Here is a 19,000-nt window from a genome sequence, read left to right on the forward strand (position 1 = left end):
GGCCGCGGTGTCGCGGGTGCCGCGTAGACTGTCCCGGTGATCCTTTCGGGCTTAATCGAAGCGCTTTCGCGCGCCTCCACTTTTGACAACGCCCTCGGCTACGCCACCCGGAACGCTGATTTCTCGGTGACCGACGGCCTCCGTGCCCCGCTGCTGGCCGGGCTCCTCGCCGCACGTCGGCAGGCCGGGAAGCCTGCGGCGCTGTTCGTCGTCACCGCCACCAGCCGCGACTCGGAGTCGCTGCGCGGTTCCCTCGAAAGCGTCGTGCCCGACGCCCGCGTCATCGACTTCCCGGCGTGGGAGACGCTTCCACACGAGCGACTCAGCCCGAGCGCCGAGATCGTCGGCAAGAGACTCGCCGCCCTCCGGGTGATGACCGACTGGGACGGAACCGCCCCGCTCATCGTGGTCGCCTCGGTCCGCGCCGCCCTCCAACCGCTGGCCGACAACCTCACCGACGTCGAGCCGATCCGCCTCGACGCCGGCGCTCGCGGTCACGACCTGCAGCAGATCTCGACACAGCTCGTCGAACTCGCCTATGTGCGGGTCGACATGGTGTCGCGCCGCGGGGAGTTCGCCGTGCGTGGAGGCATCCTCGACGTCTTCCCTCCGGTGGCGGAGCATCCGTACCGGGTGGAGTTCTTCGGCGACGAAGTCGAGCAGATCCGAGAGTTCTCGGTCGCCGACCAGCGGTCGATCCCGGATGCCGTGACCGGCATCGCACTCCCGCCGAGCCGGGAACTGCTGCTGAACGACGCCGTCCGCCAGCGGGCCGCCGAAATGCAGCACGAGTTTCCCAGCATGTCTGGGATGCTCGAGAAAATCGCGAACGGCATCCCCGTCGAGGGTATGGAGTCGCTCGCCCCCGCGCTCCTCGAGCGGCTCGTGCCGGTGAGCCACTACTTTCCGGCCGGCGCGGCTGTCGCCGTCATCTCGCCCGAACGCGTGGCAACCCGCGCCATCAGCCTCTCCGAGACGAACCGGGAGTTCCTCGCGGCGGCCTGGAGCGCGGCGACCGCCGGAGCGCAGGCGCCGATCGACCTCGCCAGCGGCGAGTTCATCACCCTGGAAGACCTGCGGGATGCCACACGGTTCACCGCGCCGGGACAGCCGGCTTCCGACCACCCGTGGTGGACCTTCAGCAGCTTCCAGCAGGGGCCGGAAGACGTGCTGCCCGAAGAACGCGAGATGGACGAACTGCTGACCGTGCGGGTGACGGCCGACGCGGTTCCGAGCTTCTCCGGCAACGTCGACGGTGCGATCGAGCACGTCGCCTCCCGGCTCCGCGACGGCTGGATCGTCGGAATCGCCGCACGCGGCACCGGGCTGGTGGAGCGTGCCCGCGACGTCCTTGCTGAACACGAGGTTCCCGCACGGGTCGTGGCCGAGTTCCCGGCCGACCCGGAGCCGGGCATCGCCTACCTGCTCCAGGCGACCGCCGAAAGCGGCTTCGAACTCGCCGAAGCCAAACTCGCCCTGATCAGCGAGAACGAGTTCTACGGCCGCACCATCGGCTACGACTCGCGCCAGGTGAAGAAGCTGGCCTCCCGGCGCAAGAACGTCGTCGACCCGCTGCAGCTGAAAGCCGGCGACTATGTCGTCCACCAGACCCACGGCATCGGGCGGTTCGTCGAGCTCAGCCAGCGTGAGGTCTCCAGCGGCGGACGCAACCCGACGAAGACCCGGCGTGAGTACCTGACACTCGAATACGCGCCGTCGAAACGCGGCTACCCGGGTGACAAGCTCCTCGTGCCCACCGACCAGCTCGATCTGCTCAGCCGGTACGTCGGCGGCGAGGCTCCCGCGCTGTCGAAGATGGGTGGAAGCGACTGGTCGCAGGCGAAGGGCAAGGCGCGCAAGGCGGTGCGCGACATCGCCGTCGAGCTCGTCAAGCTGTATTCGGCCCGGATGGCGTCGAAGGGTTTCGCGTTCAGCAAGGACACCCCGTGGCAGCGGGAGCTCGAGGAAGCCTTCCCCTTCGCTGAGACGCCCGACCAGCTGACGACGATCGACGAGGTCAAGGCCGACATGGAGAGGCCCATCCCGATGGACCGGTTGCTCTCCGGCGATGTCGGCTTCGGCAAGACCGAAGTCGCGATTCGTGCGGCATTCAAGGCCGTCCAGGACGGCAAGCAGGTCGCGATGCTCGTTCCGACCACGCTGCTCGTCAAGCAGCACTTCGAGACGTTCTCGGAGCGGTTCGCCGGGTTCCCCGTGCACCTTCGGGCACTGAGCCGGTTCCAGACCGCCAAGGAGGCGAAGGAGACGAGCGACGGTCTCGAGCGCGGGACCATCGACGTTGTGATCGGCACCCACCGCCTCCTCAGCGAGGGGATGGCGTTCAAAGACCTCGGCCTCGTGATCATCGACGAAGAGCAGCGGTTCGGCGTCGAGCACAAAGACAAGCTCAAGAAACTCAAGACGAACGTCGACATCCTCGCCATGAGCGCGACGCCGATTCCCCGCACCCTGGAGATGGCGGTCACCGGCATCCGCGAGATGTCGACCCTCGCGACGCCCCCCGAGGAACGGCATCCGATTCTCAGTTTCGTCGGCCCCTACAACGACAAACAGGTCGGAGCGGCGATCCGCCGTGAACTCCTGCGTGAGGGCCAGATCTTCTTCGTGCACAACCGGGTGTCGAGCATCAACCGGATCGCTGCCCAGCTGGCGGAAATCGTGCCGGAGGCGCGGATCGCCGTCGCCCACGGCCAGCTGTCCGAGAACACGCTCGAGCGCGTCGTGGTCGATTTCTGGGAGCGCAAGTTCGACGTCCTCGTCTGCACCACCATCATCGAGACCGGTCTCGACATCCAGAACGCCAACACGATCATCATTGACCGGGCAGACAAGTACGGGCTCAGCCAGTTGCACCAGTTGCGTGGCCGGGTCGGCCGGGGCCGGGAGCGGGCATACGCGTACTTCCTCTACGACGAGAACAAGCCGCTGTCCGAGACCGCCCACGACCGGTTGTCGACGATCGCCGCGAACAACGAACTCGGCAGCGGCATGCAGGTGGCGCTCAAGGACCTCGAGATCCGCGGCGCCGGCAACCTGCTCGGCGGCGAGCAGGCCGGGCACATCGCCGGCGTCGGCTTCGACCTCTACCTGCGGATGATCGGCGAGGCCGTCTCCGACTTCCGTGGTGACGTGGCCGAGGGCCAGACCGAGCTCCGGCTCGAGTTGCCCGTCGATGCGCACATCCCCGAGGACTACGTCGACAGTGAACGGCTGAGGTTGGAGGCGTACCAGAAGCTTTCGGCGGCGTCCGGTCCCGCGGCCGCCGACGACCAGATCGGACTGGTCATCGACGAGCTCACCGACCGGTACGGTGAACCGCCCGCGCAGGTGCAGAACCTCATTGCCGTGTCCCGGTTGCGCCAACGCGCCCAACGCGTCGGGCTCAGCGAGCTCGTCGCCATGGGCTCGAACCTCCGCGCCGCGCCGGCGAACCTGCCCGATTCGCTGCAAGCGCGACTGCGGCGGATGTACCCGGGCGGCAAGTACCTGGCCCAGGCCAACGCCCTGATCGTGCCGATGCCCGAGAAGCACGGCGAGAAACTCACCGATGCGGACCTCATCGCCTGGGTCGGCCAGTTCCTCGACGCCCTCTTCCCAGTGCCGCCGAAAGAGGAGCAGGCTGCTTCGTAGGTTGCCGGGGTTCGCTGGGTCGAATCGAATAGGGTGGGGTTCCATCGCACCCAATGGAGGTTCCCGTGGTTTTCACCGTCGCCAACGCTCGAGTGCTCGTCACCGGTGCAGCGTCAGGAATGGGGCGTCTCTACGCCCAGCGGGCCGTGGCAGAGCAGGCAGCGTCGGTGACCCTCTGGGACATCGATGCGCTGGGCCTCGACGCCACCGCGAGCGCTCTCTCCGGGCACGGGACGGTCATCCACACGCGGGTGGTCGACGTGTCGGACCTGGGCGACGTACGGAGTGCGGCGAACCACGAATTCGATGAGGGCCGCGTGCCCGATGTGCTCATCAACAACGCCGGCATTGTTCGCGGCAACGAGTATTTCTGGAACACCGACTCCGAGCACGACACCGAACCGACCATGCGGATCAACGCGATCGCGCCCATGCACATCACCCGGGAGTTCCTCCCGGCAATGATCACCGACGCGCCACGCGAGAAACGAATCCTCAACGTGGCATCCGCCGCAGGCATGCTGGCCAACCCCCGGATGAGCGTCTACGCCGCCTCGAAGTGGGCGCTGATCGGCTGGAGTGACTCGGTGCGACTCGAGCTGGAACGCTCGGGCAACTCACATGTGAAAATCACGACCTTCTGCCCGTCTTTTGTCGCCACCGGCATGTTCGACGGCGCGCGCGGACCGTTGATGACCCCGGTCCTGCATCCCGACATCGCCGTTGCGCGGGCCTGGCAGGCGATGCTTGCCGGCCGGCCGATCCGGAGAACGCCGTGGACGGTCGGCCTCGCGAGCGCGCTGAAAGGCGTGCTGCCGCAACGGGCCTGGGATGCTGTCGCAGACCGAGTGTTCTCGGTGTACTCGAGTATGGACGAGTTCACCGGCCGCAGCTCGCCGGCAGCGACGCCGGCCGCAGTTCCGACCGAAGAACCACGCGCATGAGCATCTCCAGGACCGAGACCTTCCGTGAGACGGATGCCGCGGCGCTTGTCGGGAATCTCCGGGAGACCTTCGATATCGGAGGAACCAGGTCGCTTGCCTGGCGACGACGGCAACTCACCGCTCTCAAGCGCATGCTTCTCGACCACGGTGCCGACATCGAGCAGGCATTGGCAACCGACCTCGGGAAAAGCCCGACCGAGGCCCAGATTTCCGAGATCGGACTGATTCTCGGCGAGATCGACTTCGCGCTGCGCCGCCTCCGGTCCTGGCTTCGCCCCCGACGCGTCGCCGTTCCCGTCGCCTTCGCGCCGGCAACGGCCAGGGTGGTGCGCGAACCACTCGGAGTCGTCCTCGTGATCGGCCCCTGGAACTATCCCGTGCAGCTCACCCTCGTGCCGCTTGTCGGGGCGCTGGCCGCGGGCAACGCTGTTCTCGTCAAGCCGAGCGAACTGGCCCCGGCATCGTCGCGGTTTCTCGCCGAACTGATTCCGGCGTACCTCGATCCGGCAGCGGTCCGCGTCGTCGAGGGCGGTGTCGAGACGACCACCGCTCTGCTGGCGCAGCGGTTCGACCACATCTTCTTCACCGGCAACGGCCGCGTCGGGCGGATCGTCGCCCGCGCCGCGGCGGAGCACCTCACGCCCGTCACGCTGGAACTGGGCGGCAAGTCGCCGGTCTTCGTCGACGACGGCGCCGACCTGGCGGTCGCTGCCCGTCGGATCGCCTGGGGCAAGTTCCTCAACGCGGGCCAGACCTGCGTCGCGCCCGACTATGTCCTGGCGACACCGAAGACAGCAGCGGCTCTCGTGCCGCACCTCGCCGCCGCGATCACCGAGTTGTACGGTTCCGAACCACGCACCAGCCCCGACCTGGCGCGCATCGTCAACGAGCAGAACGTGGACCGGCTCGCGACGCTCCTCACCGGCACCAGCCCCGCCATCGGGGGCGAGGTGGACCGCGCCTCCCGGTACATCGCGCCGACCGTGATCGACGGCGTCGACCCGGGGCATCCGCTGATGGCCGACGAGATCTTCGGGCCTGTGCTGCCGATCGTGCACGTCTCCGGGGTGAGCGACGCCATCCGCTTCATCACCGCCCGCGACAAACCGCTCGCCCTCTACGTCTTCAGCCCGCACCGTTCGGTCGAGCGCCGATTCCTGCGGGAGACGTCGTCCGGCGCCGTCGGGCTCGGCATCCCCGCCGCTCACCTGCTGGTCCCCCGGCTCCCGTTCGGCGGTGTCGGCCCGAGCGGCACGGGGCGGTACCACGGCAAATATTCGATCGACACGTTCAGCCACCACAAGGCCGTCCTGTCGAAACCGACGAACCCCGACACGCTCCAGCTCATCTATCCACCCCATGACGACCTGCGCGACTTCCTGGTGCGTGCCGTGGTCGCCAGGACCTGGCGCCGTAACCGATGACCGACCCTACCGACCCCGCCCCGACCCCGCTTCCGCAGATGGACGCGCTCGCCGCCTCCATGCGCACCGTGCTCGACAACTGCGTCTGGAGCCAGACGATGACGCACGCGTCGCTCGTCACCTACCTCATCGAAGAGAGCTACGAACTCATCGACGCGGTCGAGGCGGAGAACCGCGACGTCATGCTCGAGGAACTCGGCGACGTGCTGCTCCAGGTGGTCTTCCACGCCGAGATCGCGCGCCGCACTCCCGCCGAGAGGTTCTCGCTCGATGACATCGCCCGGGCCGCCAACGAGAAGATGATCCGGCGGCATCCTCACGTCTTCGGAAACGAGACGGCGCTCACGGTCGACGAGGTCTGGCGGGTGTGGAGCGCCGCGAAAGCCGCCGAGAAATCCACGCGGACGAGTGCGCTGGACGGCATCCCGCAGAGCATGCCCGCCCTTGCCCTCGCCGAGAAAGTGCTCAGTCGTGCCGAACGCGCCGGCCTGGTCGACCCGGGCAGCCCGAACCGGGTCGGACAGCGCTTCGCAGATGAGGCGGAACTCGGGCAGGTGCTCCTCGACATCTCGGCGGCAGCCCGGTCGCAGGGTCTCGACGCGGAGCGTGCCCTCCGCTCGGCGCTCCGCGAACTGCAGGACGGCATCCGGCGGCAGGAAGCGGGCGGCGGCCCCTGAGACGGGCGGCCCGTGTGCCCATGCCAGAATTGGGGAATGGCCTCTCCTGTGACACCGCCCCGCGGCATGCGCGATTTCCTTCCCCGGGACAAGGCCAGGCGGGAACATGCCCTCGGCATCATCAGATCCGTGTATTCCGATTTCGGGTTCGACGAGATCGAGACTCCCGTCGTCGAAGACTTCGCCCGCCTGCACTCCGGCCTCGGCGGCGACAACGAGAAGCTCGCGTTCAACGTGCTCAAGCGTGGGCTGACTCCTGAGGATGCCGTCGCGGCAGCGGAATCGGGGAGCCTCGACTCGCTCGCCGACCTCGGGCTGCGCTTCGACCTGACCGTGCCGCTCGCCCGGTTCTACGCGACGCACCGTGCCGAACTCCCACCGGTTTTCCGGGCGGTCCAGATCGCACCGGTCTGGCGAGCGGAGCGGCCGCAGAAGGGCCGCTACCGCCAGTTCATGCAGTGCGACATCGATATCATCGGCGAAGCCGGCCCGCTCGCCGAAATCGAGCTGATCAGCGCAACCTCCGCCGTGCTCTCCGCGCTCGGGCTCACCGGGTGCCGGGTGCGGATCAACGACCGCCGACTGCTCACCGGGATGCTCGACGCATTCGGCTTCGTTGCCGACGAGCACCCGGGCGTTCTCATCACCGTCGACAAGCTCGACAAGATCGGAACCGCCGGTGTTCTCGCCGAGCTGCGTGACCGCAATGCGACACCCGACGCGGTGAACCGGCTCGAGGAGTTCTTCGCGCGTCCCGCGCCCGACGACCAGCCGTTCGGCGAAGCGCAGATCCGCTCGCGGCTTCCGCTCGGCGTCGACGATGCGGTGATCGCGGACCTCGCGATGATCGGCTCGGCAGGCCAGTCGGGTTCGCCGGTGACCTTCGACCCGTTCCTCGTGCGGGGGATGGGCTACTACACCGGCCCGATCTTCGAGATCGAGCACCCGGAGCTCAGGTACTCCCTCGGCGGCGGCGGACGCTACGACGGCATGATCGGGCGCTTCCTCGGGCAGGACGTTCCGGCGACAGGGTTCTCGATCGGCTTCGAGCGGATCGTCGACCTGCTCGAGCTGGCCGAGAACACCCGTACCGACTCGACGGTCCTGGTCTACGACCGCGACGTCGAGCCGTCCCGCCTCATCGCGCTCAAGGCCGAACTCGTCGCCGCCGGGCGGCGGGTGCGGCTGGAGAAGCGGGCCAAGAACCTGAAAGCGCTGCTCGATCGCGTCACCGGTGAAGGATTCGGCGCGTTCGCGTTTGTGACGTCTGCGACGGCATCCGCCTCTGACCTGGACATCAAGCCGCTCGGCTAGCGGACGGCGGGCGGCGGCATCGTGCACCGGCGCCCATGGGCGCCCGACCACACCCTCGGCACACGATGCCGTCGCCCGCCTGAGTTGTCGACCCGGGACAAGGAAAAAGACCCCGGATAAGGACGAGTTAGCAAATTCTGTCCTTCTCTGGTGCCGTCTTCCTTGTGTCGTGCCGCCGTCGGCCGTTCTCACCCTTGGGCGACGGGGCAGGACGTCGCTGCCCGCCGTCCGTGCCGTATCCGCCGAAGCCGAAACGCCCTCGTAACCTGCCCGACCCGGATGGCTAGACTGATCCCCGGGTCAACGTCGCTCCACACAATCCACTGGCACCACCTCGAACAGGAGAAAAACTGTGGCACTCATTGATGCTGTAGGCGCTCGCGAAATTCTGGATTCCCGCGGGAACCCGACCGTAGAGGTCGAGGTGCTCCTCGACGACGGCACCGTGGAGCGCGCTGCCGTTCCATCCGGCGCGTCGACAGGAGCGTTCGAAGCCTACGAACTGCGCGACGGTGACGCCGACCGCTACCAGGGCAAGGGCGTGCTCAAGGCCGTCGACGCCGTCCTCGACGAGATCGGCGACGCCATCGAAGGCCTTGAGGCCGACGACCAGCGGCTGCTGGACAAGACGCTTCGCGACCTCGATGGGACCGACAACAAAGAGCGCCTCGGTGCCAACGCCATCCTCGGCGTGAGCCTCGCCGTCGCAAAGGCGGCGGCCCAGGCCGCGAACCTCCCGCTCTACCGCTACCTCGGCGGACCGAACGCCCACGTTCTGCCCGTGCCGCTTCTGAACATCATCAACGGCGGGTCCCACGCGGACAACGACGTCGACATTCAGGAATTCATGATCGTGCCGCTCGGCGCGGAGAGCTTCTCCGAAGGCCTGCGCTGGGGCGTCGAGACCTACCACGCGCTCAAAGCGCTCCTGAAGTCGAAGGGCCTCGCAACCGGCCTGGGCGACGAGGGTGGATTCGCTCCGAACCTGCCGAGCAACCGCGCCGCGCTCGACCTCATCGTCGAAGCGATCACCAACGCCGGCTACACGCCAGGCAAGGACATCGCCCTGGCGCTCGACGTCGCAGCCACCGAATTCTTCAAGGACGGCTCGTACCACTTCGAGGGCAAGCAGCTCTCCGCCCAGGACCTCAGCGCCTACTACGCCGAGCTGGTCGAGGCGTACCCGCTCGTGTCGATCGAAGACCCGCTCGAGGAGGAGGACTGGGAGGGCTACCAGCACCTCACCGCCGAACTCGGCGACAAGGTGCAGATCGTCGGAGACGACCTGTTCGTCACCAACCCTGAGCGGCTCGGCCGGGGCATCGGCCTCAAGGTCGCCAACTCCATCCTGGTCAAGGTCAACCAGATCGGAACCCTGACCGAGACGCTCGACGCCGTCGCGCTGGCGCAGCGTTCGAGCTACACGGCGATCCTCTCCCACCGCTCCGGCGAGACCGAGGACACCACCATCGCCGACCTCGCGGTCGCCACCAACGCCGGCCAGATCAAGACCGGTGCGCCTGCCCGGTCCGAGCGGGTCGCGAAGTACAATCAGCTGTTGAGGATCGAAGAAGAGCTGGGCGAATCCGCGGTGTACGCGGGACGCAGCGCCTTCCCGAGGTTCTCGGCGTAACCGTTTCATCAACTCCCGGTATGCGTCGAAAGATCGGCGCATGCCGGGAGTTGTGCGTGAACAGCAGTACAGATCGAAGGGGGAGGGCGCGTGGCCAGAAGACCAGGAAGCAGCCGCCCGACGTCGACTCAGCGAATTGCCAGCACGGCTCGACGCGCCCGTGCCGGCATGCCCGCCCCTGTGTCGGGAGCCGAGGCGGGAAACTGGATCCGCGGCATCCGTTTCTCAGGATTCGGGCTGCTGATGATGGCCCTCCTCGTGCTGGGCATCGTTGTCATCGCCCCCAACCTCAAGGCCTACGCCGAACAGCGCCAGCAGATCGCTCAATTGCAGGCAGCGGTCGACGCGAGCGAAGAAGAGATCGAGCGACTGGGCGTCGAGCGCGAACGCTGGAACGACAGCACCTACGTCATGACTCAGGCCCGCGACCGCCTCTTCTACGTCAACCCGGGTGAAATCAGCTTCATCGTCATGAACGATGTCGATTCTGCACTGTTCGGCGAGGATGAGGCTCCGGTCAGTACCGAGTTGAAGGCCACAACAGTGAACTGGGCTGAGTCGATGCTGTCCTCACTGGTCACCGCCGGGCTGGCCGAGGTTTCGGGCGAACGGTCTACCGAGCCGGCGCCGGCGCCCGAGCCCACTCCCTGAGCAGGGATAATGGAGGCATGACGACACCGCCATTCGAGACCGTGACGGCTGACGACATCCGGGCCGTCTCAGCCCAGCTCGGCCGACCCGCCCGTAACGTTGTCGGGATCGCTGCGCGATGCGTATGCGGTGCGCCGACCGTGGTCTCCACCGCCCCGCGGCTCGATGACGGAACGCCGTTCCCCACTTTCTACTACCTCACCCACCCGGCGGCGACCGCAGCGGTGTCGACGCTTGAAGCGACCCGGGTGATGAACGAGTTCAACGACGATCTCGCTGCCGACGCGGAGCTCCTCGCCGCCTACGCGGCGGCACACGCCGCGTACCTCGCTGACCGTGAAAGCATCGCCGTGGTTCCGGAGATCGCGAACATCTCAGCGGGCGGGATGCCGGTGCGCGTGAAATGCCTGCACGCTCTCGTCGGTCATGCCCTGGCTGCGGGGCCCGGGGTCAACCCGATCGGCGATCGCGCCCTCGAACGAGCAGCGTGGTCGCCTACGGTGTGCCAATGTGACCCCGACAGCGAACAGCCCGCTGTCGCGGGGGAGTGAGCAGGGGCATGCAGAAGCATCGGGGGATGCTCGCAGGAGCCCTGACAACCCTCTTTGTCCTCGGCACGGTGAGCGCAGGAACGACGCCCGCGTACGCCGATTCGGTGCGCGACGCCCAGTACTGGCTCGCCAACTACGGCATCGCTGACGCCTGGCAGCACAGCAACGGGGCGGGGACGACCATCGCGGTCATCGACACCGGTATCGCCAACGGCCCCACCGAGTTCGCCGGGGCGGTCGTCGCCGGTCATGACGCGTCCGGTGTGGGCGGCGCCGACGGAAGGACCCCGGTCGGCGGGGCCGACGAGAACCCTCACGGCAGCTGGGTCGCATCGCTCGCCGCCGGACGCGGCAACGGTGACGGCATCGGTGTTATCGGCGCGGCGCCGGGCGCCAACCTCATCTCCATCTCGGTGGGCTTCGGATCGAGCGGCTCTACCATCCCGTTCGCCGACCAGATCGCGGATGCCATCCACTTCGCCGTCGACAACGGCGCCGATGTGATCAACATGTCGCTGACGACGAACACGAAGGACTGGCCGGAGAGCTGGGACGAGGCGTTCACGTACGCCTACGCGCACGACGTGATCGTGGTTGCGGCGGCGGGCAACCGGGGAAGCGGCACCGAGGAGGTGGGTGCTCCTGCGACGATCCCCGGGGTCCTCGTCGTTGCCGGCGTCGACCCGTCGGGGAACGCCAGCTACGACGCCTCGAGCAAAGGCATCACGCTCTCGGTCGCCGCACCCAGCGAAGAGCTGGTCGGTGTGTCGCCCGACGGCAGCTACGTCCAGTGGGCGGGAACCAGTGGGGCGTCGCCGATCGTCGCCGGGGTCGCGGCTCTCGTCCGTTCCCGGTACCCGGCGATGGATGCCGCAAACGTAATCAACCGGATCATCCGGACTGCGAGTCCCGTCGCCGGTGAAACCCTTCCGAACGCGACCTATGGTTACGGCTACGTGAACGCCGTCGCCGCGGTGACGGCAGAGGTCGCGGCCGTTGACGAGAACCCGATGGGGGACCTCGCGGCGTGGATCAGACAGCACCGGAAGGCGGAATCCACCCCGGAATCAATTCCGCAGGACACCGGCGACATCCCGGAACTTCCGCCGCTCGACACGGCGTCCGGCCCGCCCAATCCGTTTCTCCCGACCCGGGACACCCTCTTGTATGTGAGCCTCCCGTTAGCCCTGTTCGTCGGAACTGGTACCCTTGTAGTGCTCGGTGCCATCGGTGCCACCCGGCACCTCAAACGGACGGCTCGCGAACAGTAGCCCGTTTGAGTCCGTGCGACCCCCCAGTAGGAGAATCCTCACCGTGCCAAAAATTCTGATTGTCGGCGGCGGCTATGCCGGTTTTTACACCGCATGGAAGCTGGAGAAATGGCTGCGCCATGGCGAAGCGGAAGTCACCGTCGTTGACCCGCTCCCGTACATGACCTACCAGCCGTTCCTCCCCGAGGTGGCAGCAGGATCGATCGACCCGCGCCACGCAGTCGTCGCCCAGCGTCGTCACCTCAAGAAGACGAACGTGCTCACCGCCAAGGTCACGAACATCAATCACGCCGAGAAGAAGGCGACGATCGTTCCCGCCGAGGGCGACGCCTGGGACTTCGACTACGACATCGTCGTGGTCACGGCGGGCGCCGTGTCGCGCACGTTCCCGATCCCCGGCGTTGCCGACGAGGCGATCGGGCTCAAGACCATCGAAGAGGCTGTCGCGATCCGCGACCGCGTGCTGACGAACTTCGACAAGGCAGCGAGCCTTCCTGCCGGACCCGAGCGCGCGCGTCTGCTCAACTTCGTTGTCGTCGGCGGCGGCTTCGCCGGCATCGAGGTGTTCGCGGAACTCCGTTCCTTCGCCAGCGCGCTGCTGAAGAACTACCCCGAGATCGAATTCGAAGAGGTCGAGTTCCACCTCATCGAGGCGATGGGGCGCATCATGCCCGAGGTCAGCCTGGAGACCAGTCACTGGGTGCTCAAGAACCTCGCCGAGCGCGGGGCCCTCGTTCACCTCGACACCCAGCTCACCTCTGCAGTCGACGGCAAGATCGAGTTGTCGACCGGCGAAACGTTCGAGTCTGACCTCATCGTCTGGACCGCAGGCGTCATGGCCAACCCTCAGATCGTCCGCAACACCGACCTTCCGATCGAAGAGCGTGGCCGTCTGGTCGTCCGCCCCGACCTCCGTGTCGGCACCGACGACGAGATCGTCCCGGATGCCTGGGGCGCCGGCGACGTGACCGCGATCCGCGACCTCTCCGGTGGTGGTGTCGGCGGCTACTGCGTGCCGAACGCCCAGCACGCCGTTCGCCAGGGCAAGCTCATGGCGAAGAACATCGTTGCGGTCCTCCGCGACGAGGAGCCGCGGGAATACCTCCACAAGAACATGGGCGCCGTTGCCGGCCTCGGTCTCGGTATCGGTGTCTTCCAGTCCGGCAAGATCGCGATCAAGGGCTTCCTGGCCTGGATCGCACACCGCGGTTACCACGGTCTCGCCATGCCGAGCTGGGAGCGCAAGATCCGCGTCATCATGGGGTGGGTCATCAACGTGTTCCTCGGGCGCGACATCGTCAGCCTCGCGGCAGTCGAAAGCCCGCGCGCGGCATTCGAAGAATTCGCCTCGCGGCCGAAGCCGCCCGCCGCAGCGGATGCCGTCAAGCCGGTCGAAGTGCTCAAGAAGCCCGTGGTCAAGAAGGCAGCGAAACCGCTCGTGGAGAAGGAATCCGTCGCCGCGTCAAAGTAGTTCCTGAATGTGAGATGAGCCCGGTCCTGGACCGGGCTCATTCTCGTTAACGCAGCGGATGTTCCGGCTCGCGTACACTGTCTCGCATGTGTCCACCCCGGCGCTCCTTGTTGGACAGACGATCGTGATGAAGGCCGTCGTGCACGACCGCTACGGCCCGCCCGACGTGCTCCGGGTCGAAGAGGTTCCGGTGCCGACACCCGGACCGAAGCAGGTGCTCGTCGACATCGCAGCCACGTCCGTCAACCTGTCTGACTGGGAGGGACTGACCGGTTCCCCCGCTTACGCTCGGATCGGAGGGCTGCGCACGCCGTCACGACGCGTGCTCGGCTCCGACATCGCCGGAGTCGTCGCATCCGTCGGCCCTGGCGTCACCCGGTTCCGGGTCGGCGACGACGTGTATGGGGACAATCTCAGTCTGATGGGCGGGTTCGCCGAATTCGCGGTGGCGTCTGAGTCTGGGCTGGCCCAAAAGCCCCCAGAGCTGACCTTCGTCGACGCCTCGACCCTGCCCCAGTCGGGCGCCATCGCGTTGCAGGGAACCGCGCGTGCGCGCCCGGGGCAGCGCGTTCTCATCAATGGCGCCGGGGGAGGTGCAGGGTCCCTGGCGATCCAGCTGGCATCACGGGCCGGTGCTCACGTCACCGGTGTCGACAACGCGAGCAAACTCGCGTTCATGCGGAACGTCGGAGCGGACGAGGTGATCGATTACCGCAAGGAGGATTTCACCAGGCTGGAGCCGTTCGACCTCGTGCTCGATCTCGTCGCCCACCGATCAGTCTTCGCATACCGGCGAGCACTGGCACGAGGCGGGCGCTATCTCTGTGTTGGCGGGACGGTTCGGGCGCTGCTGCGGGTCGTGACGGTCGGCGCAGCACTCGGCGTGGTCACGGGGCGGCACCTGGGCATCCTCGTCGCGAGGGAGGGGCCAGCCTGGTTCGAACCCGTCGCCGCGCAATGCGTCGCCGGAGAACTCCGAATCCACGTCGACCGGACTTTTACGCTGGAGGAGGTCCCGCAGGCGCTCGCCACGGTCGGTGAAGGACGCGCGCTCGGCAAAGTCGTCGTCGTGCCCTCGCCATCGTGAGCCGGGCCATCGTGACGTGGCCATCGTGACCTGGGCGGTGCGCGTCGGGTGTTCACGGTGCCGCACAATAGGCTGGGAGAGCACGCCCCCGTAGTCCAATGGCAGAGACAGGCGACTTAAAATCGCTCCAGTGTGGGTTCGAGTCCCACCGGGGGTACGTGGCCGCGCCGCGACCAGGCATTCACCAGGGAGTCGGCGCGAGGTGTCGTTGCGTCGGCGCGTCGTCTTCGTGCATGACCCGGTCTCGTGACGTGCGGAGAAACGCCAGATGACACGACGGACAAACGAAATGCTGGTGTTTCCCGGAGCCGGCGGTTTCGAGCTGCATCAAGCAGACAGGGCAGTCGGGCGTAACGAACAAGTTTGGTGCGGTATCCATCGAAGGAGTATGCGACAAACCCTGTGTTCTTGACGGGGGGTAGATATTTCACGGGATCAACGCGTATGCGCCGAGAACACTCGGCCGCTCGGGAGACGTTCGCCTGACGTGGGCTGACCTTACTTGGCCTCGTCGTAGCTCGAGACGGTCGCAATGGTCAGGGCGAAGTCGACAGGGAAGTCGCCGAAGAGCAGGCGGCCCGCGTCGTTCGCCGCCTCGGTCACGGCGTGTCCGACGGCGTCAGCCAGGTGTGCCGGGGTGTGCACCATCACCTCGTCGTGGAGAAAGAGCACGAGGTGCGGCTCACCCCCCTCGTCGGCGAGCAGGCGGAGTCGTTTGCGCAGCCCTGCCATCCAGCACATCGCCCACTCCGCTGCGGTGCCCTGCGCGACGAAGTTGCGTGTGAAGCGCCCCCAGTCCCTGGCCGCCTGTCGCGCCCGCCGATCCTCTGTCGGCGCGGCATCCGTTGTCGACACGGCGTCGGCACCCTCCCAGTCGTCTCCGGGAACAGGCGAACTGCGGCCCAGCCACGTGCTGACCTGCTCACCGCGTTCACCGGTGCGGGCGGCAGCTTCGACGAGGCCGATCGCCCGGGGGAACGCGCGGGTCAGCCGCGGCATGAGCCGGGCACTCTCGCCGCTCGTCGCACCGTAGAGAGCGCCGAGCATGGCCACCTTCGCGTGGGCGCGGGTGTCGACGACCCCGGCATCGACGAGCCCCTGGTAGAGGTCCCGTTCGCGGCCGGCCGCCGCCATCGCCTCGTCGCGCGCCATCGCCGCGATGATCCTCGGTTCGAGCTGTGCAGCGTCCGCCACGACGAGCGACCAGCCCTCGTCGGCCCTGACGGCCCCGCGGACCTCGGCTGGTAGCTGGAGTGCGCCCCCACCCCGCGTGGCCCAGCGACCGGTGACGACACCGCCGACGACGTACTCCGGGTGGAAGCGACCGTCCTGCACCCAGGCGTCCATCCAGACCCAGCCGTTCGCCGAGAGCAGCCGGGCGCCCTTCTTGTACGCAAGCAACGGTTCGATGACCGGATGCCGCAACTCGCGAAGATCCCACTTGCTCGTTCCGGTCACGGCCAGGCCGGCCCTCTTCAAGGCGCGGAGCAGGTCGGGCTGTGAATCCGGGTTGAGCGCGGGAGCGTCGAGAGCGGCACGGATCTGGTCGGCGAGCGCCTCCAGCCTGGCCGGTCGCCCACCGAACTGCGGACGGGGGCCGAGCGCCTCCTCGAGCTTCGCGGCGTGCACGTCCCGCCGCCACGGCATCCCGTGAAACCGCATCTCCTCGGCGATGAGAGCCCCACAGGACTCCGCGGCCAGCAGGAGCGTCAGCCTCCGGGCCCTCGCCGGGTCGCTGCGAGCCACCTCATCGAGTGTTTGTCGCTGCAGCACGAATTCCGCGACCGGGTCGGCGCCCGGCGCTGACGCCCCGTCGTCGAAGAGGGTGTTGGCGTGGTCGCCGGCGGGACTGGCGGCGTCATCCCAGCTATTCGCCGGTGCGTCCCGCAGCGGTGTGCCCCGGGTGGCCTCCGAAAGCTTCAGGACGCGGTGCCCGAGCCGAAGATCCTGCGACCGTTCGACCCGCTGCCCGGCTTCGAGCAGCGCCGGGTACCACAGCGTCGTGTCGCTCCACACCCAGCGGGGTCGTGCCGGCTCACGGCTGGCCACGGCCGCCAGAAATCCGGCAGCGTCGAGCAACACCGGTGCCGCCGCGACACCCGCGGCGTCGACTTCTGTGAGCGTCACGCTGCCGCGCGGGGAGCCTGCAATCACAATGAACACAATCCCATTCTCCCGTCCACGACCGACAGGAGGTGGTCCGCCGCCCGGCTCAGTCCGACGTCATGGCGGGCTGGACCAGTCGCCGCCAGATCCAGAGCGACAGGCCGAGCGCGCCAAAAGTCAGGACGACGACGAGAGCGAGAAGAACGTCCCCGCTCGTCTGCCAGACATCGACGACGGGGGCGAGCAGCGCGAAGAGCACCGTCAGCACCACGAACGCTGCGCCGAACCAGGCCGGCCGCGACCAGAGGAGCAACGCGCGACCATCCAGCCGGCCCAGAGGAACGAGGAGGATCGCGGCCGAGCCAATGCCCGCCATCGCCGCAACGTTCGCTGTCTCAGTGAGCAGCGAGTCCAGGAACCCGGTCGGGGTCCCCAGCAACGTCGACGCCAGCCACGCGAGGAGTCCGAGGGCGAAGACCGCCGCGATCCGGATGCCGGCGACCATTCCTCGCGCTGAACGCGTCCCCGAGACGGCGGTGACCGTGAAGACGATGCCGAACAGCAGCGCCGGTTCCAGGCTGAACACCCGCGAGAGTACGGCGACCCCCGCTACCGTGAGGAGAAACCGGGGGGAGAGCGCGACGGTGGCGTCACCCGACGGCAGCCGAGCGGCCAGGCGGGCCGGCACTACCGTTGCGACTAGATTCACCAGCGAAACGGCGACTACGGATGCCAGCAGCACGCGCAGGAATTCCAGCTCACCCTGCACAGGATTGGCGAAGAGCACCATTCCCCCGGCCACGGCGACCAGGACGGCGGCCGTGACCCGTTCCCCGGGCGCTGTCACGAGCGGAGCGGGGTCGTCGTGCGTGGGCACGCGGTTGCGCCCAGTGAGGGCGACAGGCAGCCCGCGGGCGCCTCGCCCGCGAACGGTCGTGGCAAGCATCCGAGCCGGAACCAACAGCAGAAGAACGGCGACAGCGGCGAGCAGCAGTGCCCGCAGCCAGGACAGGTCCGCCGTGCCGAGTGCGGGAGGCACCGCGGTCGTGAACGGCGTCGCGGCCTCCCAGGTGCCGGCACTCGGAGGTTCCGCAGCGGGCGGCTCCGCGGGCGGTACCGGTACCACGGACTCTGACGGGCTCGGCGTCGGAGTGGCCGACGGAGGAACTGTCGGTACCACCGGGGCGACCGTGGGGTCATCCCTCTCCGTCGCTGACGGAGAGGGTGTCGGCCGCGCCGTGGACGGCTGAGAGACGGTGAGCGACAGCGGAGCGCTTCCGGTACCGGCGTTGCCTGCGGCATCCGTCTGGTACGACGTGACCGTTGCGGTGCCGGCCGGCAGCGCGGCGCCCGTGCAACTCCAGGCGTCTGCGGAGACGGTCGCCGAGCAGAGCGCGACGTCGGACCCGGATGCCGTGAGGGCGAACACGTTCACGGTCGCGCCGTTCTCGCCGGCACCCGAGTACCGCACGCCCGTCGGGGAGACGCTGCTGTCCGGCCGGGGAGAGGTGAGGGTGGGCGGCTCAGGCGGGTCGACGTCGAGCGTGATCGAGACGCCGGGGCTGCTTGCCGACTGGCTCCCGTGGCTGAACGGTGTGGACTGGGTGGCGGTGAGGGTGTAGCTGCCACTGCCGATCGTGCGCGGAAGCACGTACGCCCACGCCCCTTCCGGCCCGGCGGGGAAGCTCCATGTCGATCCGCCGCCGACCGACAGGGTGATGCGTGCGTTGGGATAGCCCACACCCTGGACCAGGCCGTTGGTCAGAACGGGGGTGCCGGCGATGGTCGGTGGCGCCAGCACGTCGACGTAGACGGGCTCTGACTCGAGGTTGTCGTCACCGTCGATGAGCTGCACAGCGGTGAGGGGTATTCGCGGCCCGCTGGGGAGGCGGCTGACGGAGCACGAGAACGTCGTGTCGGCGCTTCGAACGGTGCACACGCTGGTCCGCGACGAGCCGGCCAGGATCTGGACCGTCGAGCCGGCGGCCTTCGTCCCGGTGAGAACGGCGCTCCCTGAACCGAGGAACGAGCCGTCTGCGGGGGACGTGATCGTCGGCCGCTCAGCGGTGAGCGCCGGAGGCGTCTCCGGCTCAGCGTGCGCGGACGCAGGAAACGCGAGAACGAGGAGAGCGGCGGATGCTGCCGCCAGCACCGCGACGGTCCGCGCGAGGGCGCGTGGGGATTGCCGTGTCAGTTCCACCGACCGGCCCCCGCGACGTC

The 19,000-nt window shown here is 67.8% G+C and carries 13 protein-coding genes and 1 tRNA gene; 12 read left to right on the forward strand and 2 right to left on the reverse strand.

Going from position 1 to position 19,000, the window contains the following annotated elements:
- Positions 1 to 36: 36 nt before the first annotated feature.
- The 12 genes from mfd (at position 37) to ABIE24_RS11000 (ending at position 14,831) form a co-directional block, all read left to right on the forward strand.
- The gene (gene mfd / locus ABIE24_RS10945; protein WP_354499550.1) at positions 37 to 3,651 is read left to right on the forward strand and encodes a transcription-repair coupling factor; all 3,615 of its coding nucleotides are present in this window, start codon (positions 37 to 39) and stop codon (positions 3,649 to 3,651) included.
- A 65-nt stretch (positions 3,652 to 3,716) separates the two neighbouring features.
- Positions 3,717 to 4,595, forward strand: coding sequence for an SDR family NAD(P)-dependent oxidoreductase (locus tag ABIE24_RS10950; RefSeq protein WP_354499552.1), 879 nt, complete (start codon positions 3,717 to 3,719; stop codon positions 4,593 to 4,595).
- Positions 4,592 to 6,019 (forward strand): aldehyde dehydrogenase family protein, encoded by a 1,428-nt coding sequence (locus ABIE24_RS10955; RefSeq protein WP_354499554.1) that lies wholly within the window; start codon positions 4,592 to 4,594, stop codon positions 6,017 to 6,019. The genes ABIE24_RS10950 and ABIE24_RS10955 overlap by 4 nt, the downstream gene beginning before the upstream one ends.
- Positions 6,016 to 6,696, forward strand: a complete 681-nt coding sequence (locus tag ABIE24_RS10960) for a nucleoside triphosphate pyrophosphohydrolase (RefSeq protein ID WP_354499556.1) — start codon at positions 6,016 to 6,018, stop codon at positions 6,694 to 6,696. The genes ABIE24_RS10955 and ABIE24_RS10960 overlap by 4 nt, the downstream gene beginning before the upstream one ends.
- A 36-nt stretch (positions 6,697 to 6,732) precedes the next feature.
- On the forward strand, positions 6,733 to 8,010 hold the full coding sequence (gene hisS, locus ABIE24_RS10965; protein ID WP_354499557.1) for a histidine--tRNA ligase: 1,278 nt from the start codon (positions 6,733 to 6,735) through the stop codon (positions 8,008 to 8,010).
- Positions 8,011 to 8,362: 352 nt separating this feature from the next.
- Positions 8,363 to 9,643: a phosphopyruvate hydratase gene (eno, locus tag ABIE24_RS10970; protein WP_354499559.1), complete on the forward strand. Its 1,281-nt coding sequence runs from the start codon at positions 8,363 to 8,365 to the stop codon at positions 9,641 to 9,643.
- Between the two features lie 168 nt (positions 9,644 to 9,811).
- The gene (locus ABIE24_RS10975; RefSeq protein ID WP_354499561.1) at positions 9,812 to 10,294 is read left to right on the forward strand and encodes an FtsB family cell division protein; all 483 of its coding nucleotides are present in this window, start codon (positions 9,812 to 9,814) and stop codon (positions 10,292 to 10,294) included.
- A gap of 17 nt (positions 10,295 to 10,311) precedes the next feature.
- Positions 10,312 to 10,845, forward strand: a complete 534-nt coding sequence (locus tag ABIE24_RS10980; RefSeq protein WP_354499563.1) for a DUF501 domain-containing protein — start codon at positions 10,312 to 10,314, stop codon at positions 10,843 to 10,845.
- An 8-nt stretch (positions 10,846 to 10,853) separates the two neighbouring features.
- Positions 10,854 to 12,116, forward strand: a complete 1,263-nt coding sequence (locus ABIE24_RS10985) for a S8 family peptidase (RefSeq protein WP_354499565.1) — start codon at positions 10,854 to 10,856, stop codon at positions 12,114 to 12,116.
- A gap of 43 nt (positions 12,117 to 12,159) precedes the next feature.
- The gene (locus ABIE24_RS10990; protein WP_354499567.1) at positions 12,160 to 13,587 is read left to right on the forward strand and encodes an NAD(P)/FAD-dependent oxidoreductase; all 1,428 of its coding nucleotides are present in this window, start codon (positions 12,160 to 12,162) and stop codon (positions 13,585 to 13,587) included.
- Between the two features lie 88 nt (positions 13,588 to 13,675).
- A complete protein-coding gene (locus ABIE24_RS10995; RefSeq protein ID WP_354499569.1) occupies positions 13,676 to 14,674 on the forward strand; it encodes an NAD(P)-dependent alcohol dehydrogenase in 999 nt (332 codons plus the stop codon).
- An 84-nt stretch (positions 14,675 to 14,758) separates the two neighbouring features.
- Positions 14,759 to 14,831: transfer RNA gene (locus ABIE24_RS11000), tRNA-Leu, on the forward strand.
- 341 nt (positions 14,832 to 15,172) lie between these two features.
- Here ABIE24_RS11000 and ABIE24_RS11005 read toward each other — a convergent pair.
- Together ABIE24_RS11005 and ABIE24_RS11010 are read right to left on the reverse strand one after the other, a co-directional pair.
- Complete coding sequence (locus ABIE24_RS11005) at positions 15,173 to 16,837, reverse strand: bifunctional 3'-5' exonuclease/DNA polymerase (protein WP_354499571.1); 1,665 nt, start codon at positions 16,835 to 16,837, stop codon at positions 15,173 to 15,175.
- Between the two features lie 49 nt (positions 16,838 to 16,886).
- Entirely contained in the window at positions 16,887 to 18,980 is a 2,094-nt protein-coding gene (locus ABIE24_RS11010; RefSeq protein WP_354499572.1) for a hypothetical protein, read from the reverse strand.
- Positions 18,981 to 19,000: the final 20 nt, after the last annotated feature.

It is taken from the genome of Mycetocola sp. 2940 (assembly GCF_040548835.1).
Taxonomy (GTDB): domain Bacteria; phylum Actinomycetota; class Actinomycetes; order Actinomycetales; family Microbacteriaceae; genus Mycetocola_A.

What these genes read in the sequence shown, in the direction of transcription:
- ABIE24_RS10955 (WP_354499554.1), top strand. Translation starts at nt 4,592, where the DNA reads ATGAGCATCTCCAGGACCGAGACCTTCCGTGAGACGGATGCCGCGGCG.
- ABIE24_RS10960 (WP_354499556.1), top strand. Translation starts at nt 6,016, where the DNA reads ATGACCGACCCTACCGACCCCGCCCCGACCCCGCTTCCGCAGATGGAC.
- hisS (WP_354499557.1), top strand. Translation starts at nt 6,733, where the DNA reads ATGGCCTCTCCTGTGACACCGCCCCGCGGCATGCGCGATTTCCTTCCC.
- ABIE24_RS10975 (WP_354499561.1), top strand. Translation starts at nt 9,812, where the DNA reads ATGCCCGCCCCTGTGTCGGGAGCCGAGGCGGGAAACTGGATCCGCGGC.
- ABIE24_RS10980 (WP_354499563.1), top strand. Translation starts at nt 10,312, where the DNA reads ATGACGACACCGCCATTCGAGACCGTGACGGCTGACGACATCCGGGCC.
- ABIE24_RS10985 (WP_354499565.1), top strand. Translation starts at nt 10,854, where the DNA reads ATGCAGAAGCATCGGGGGATGCTCGCAGGAGCCCTGACAACCCTCTTT.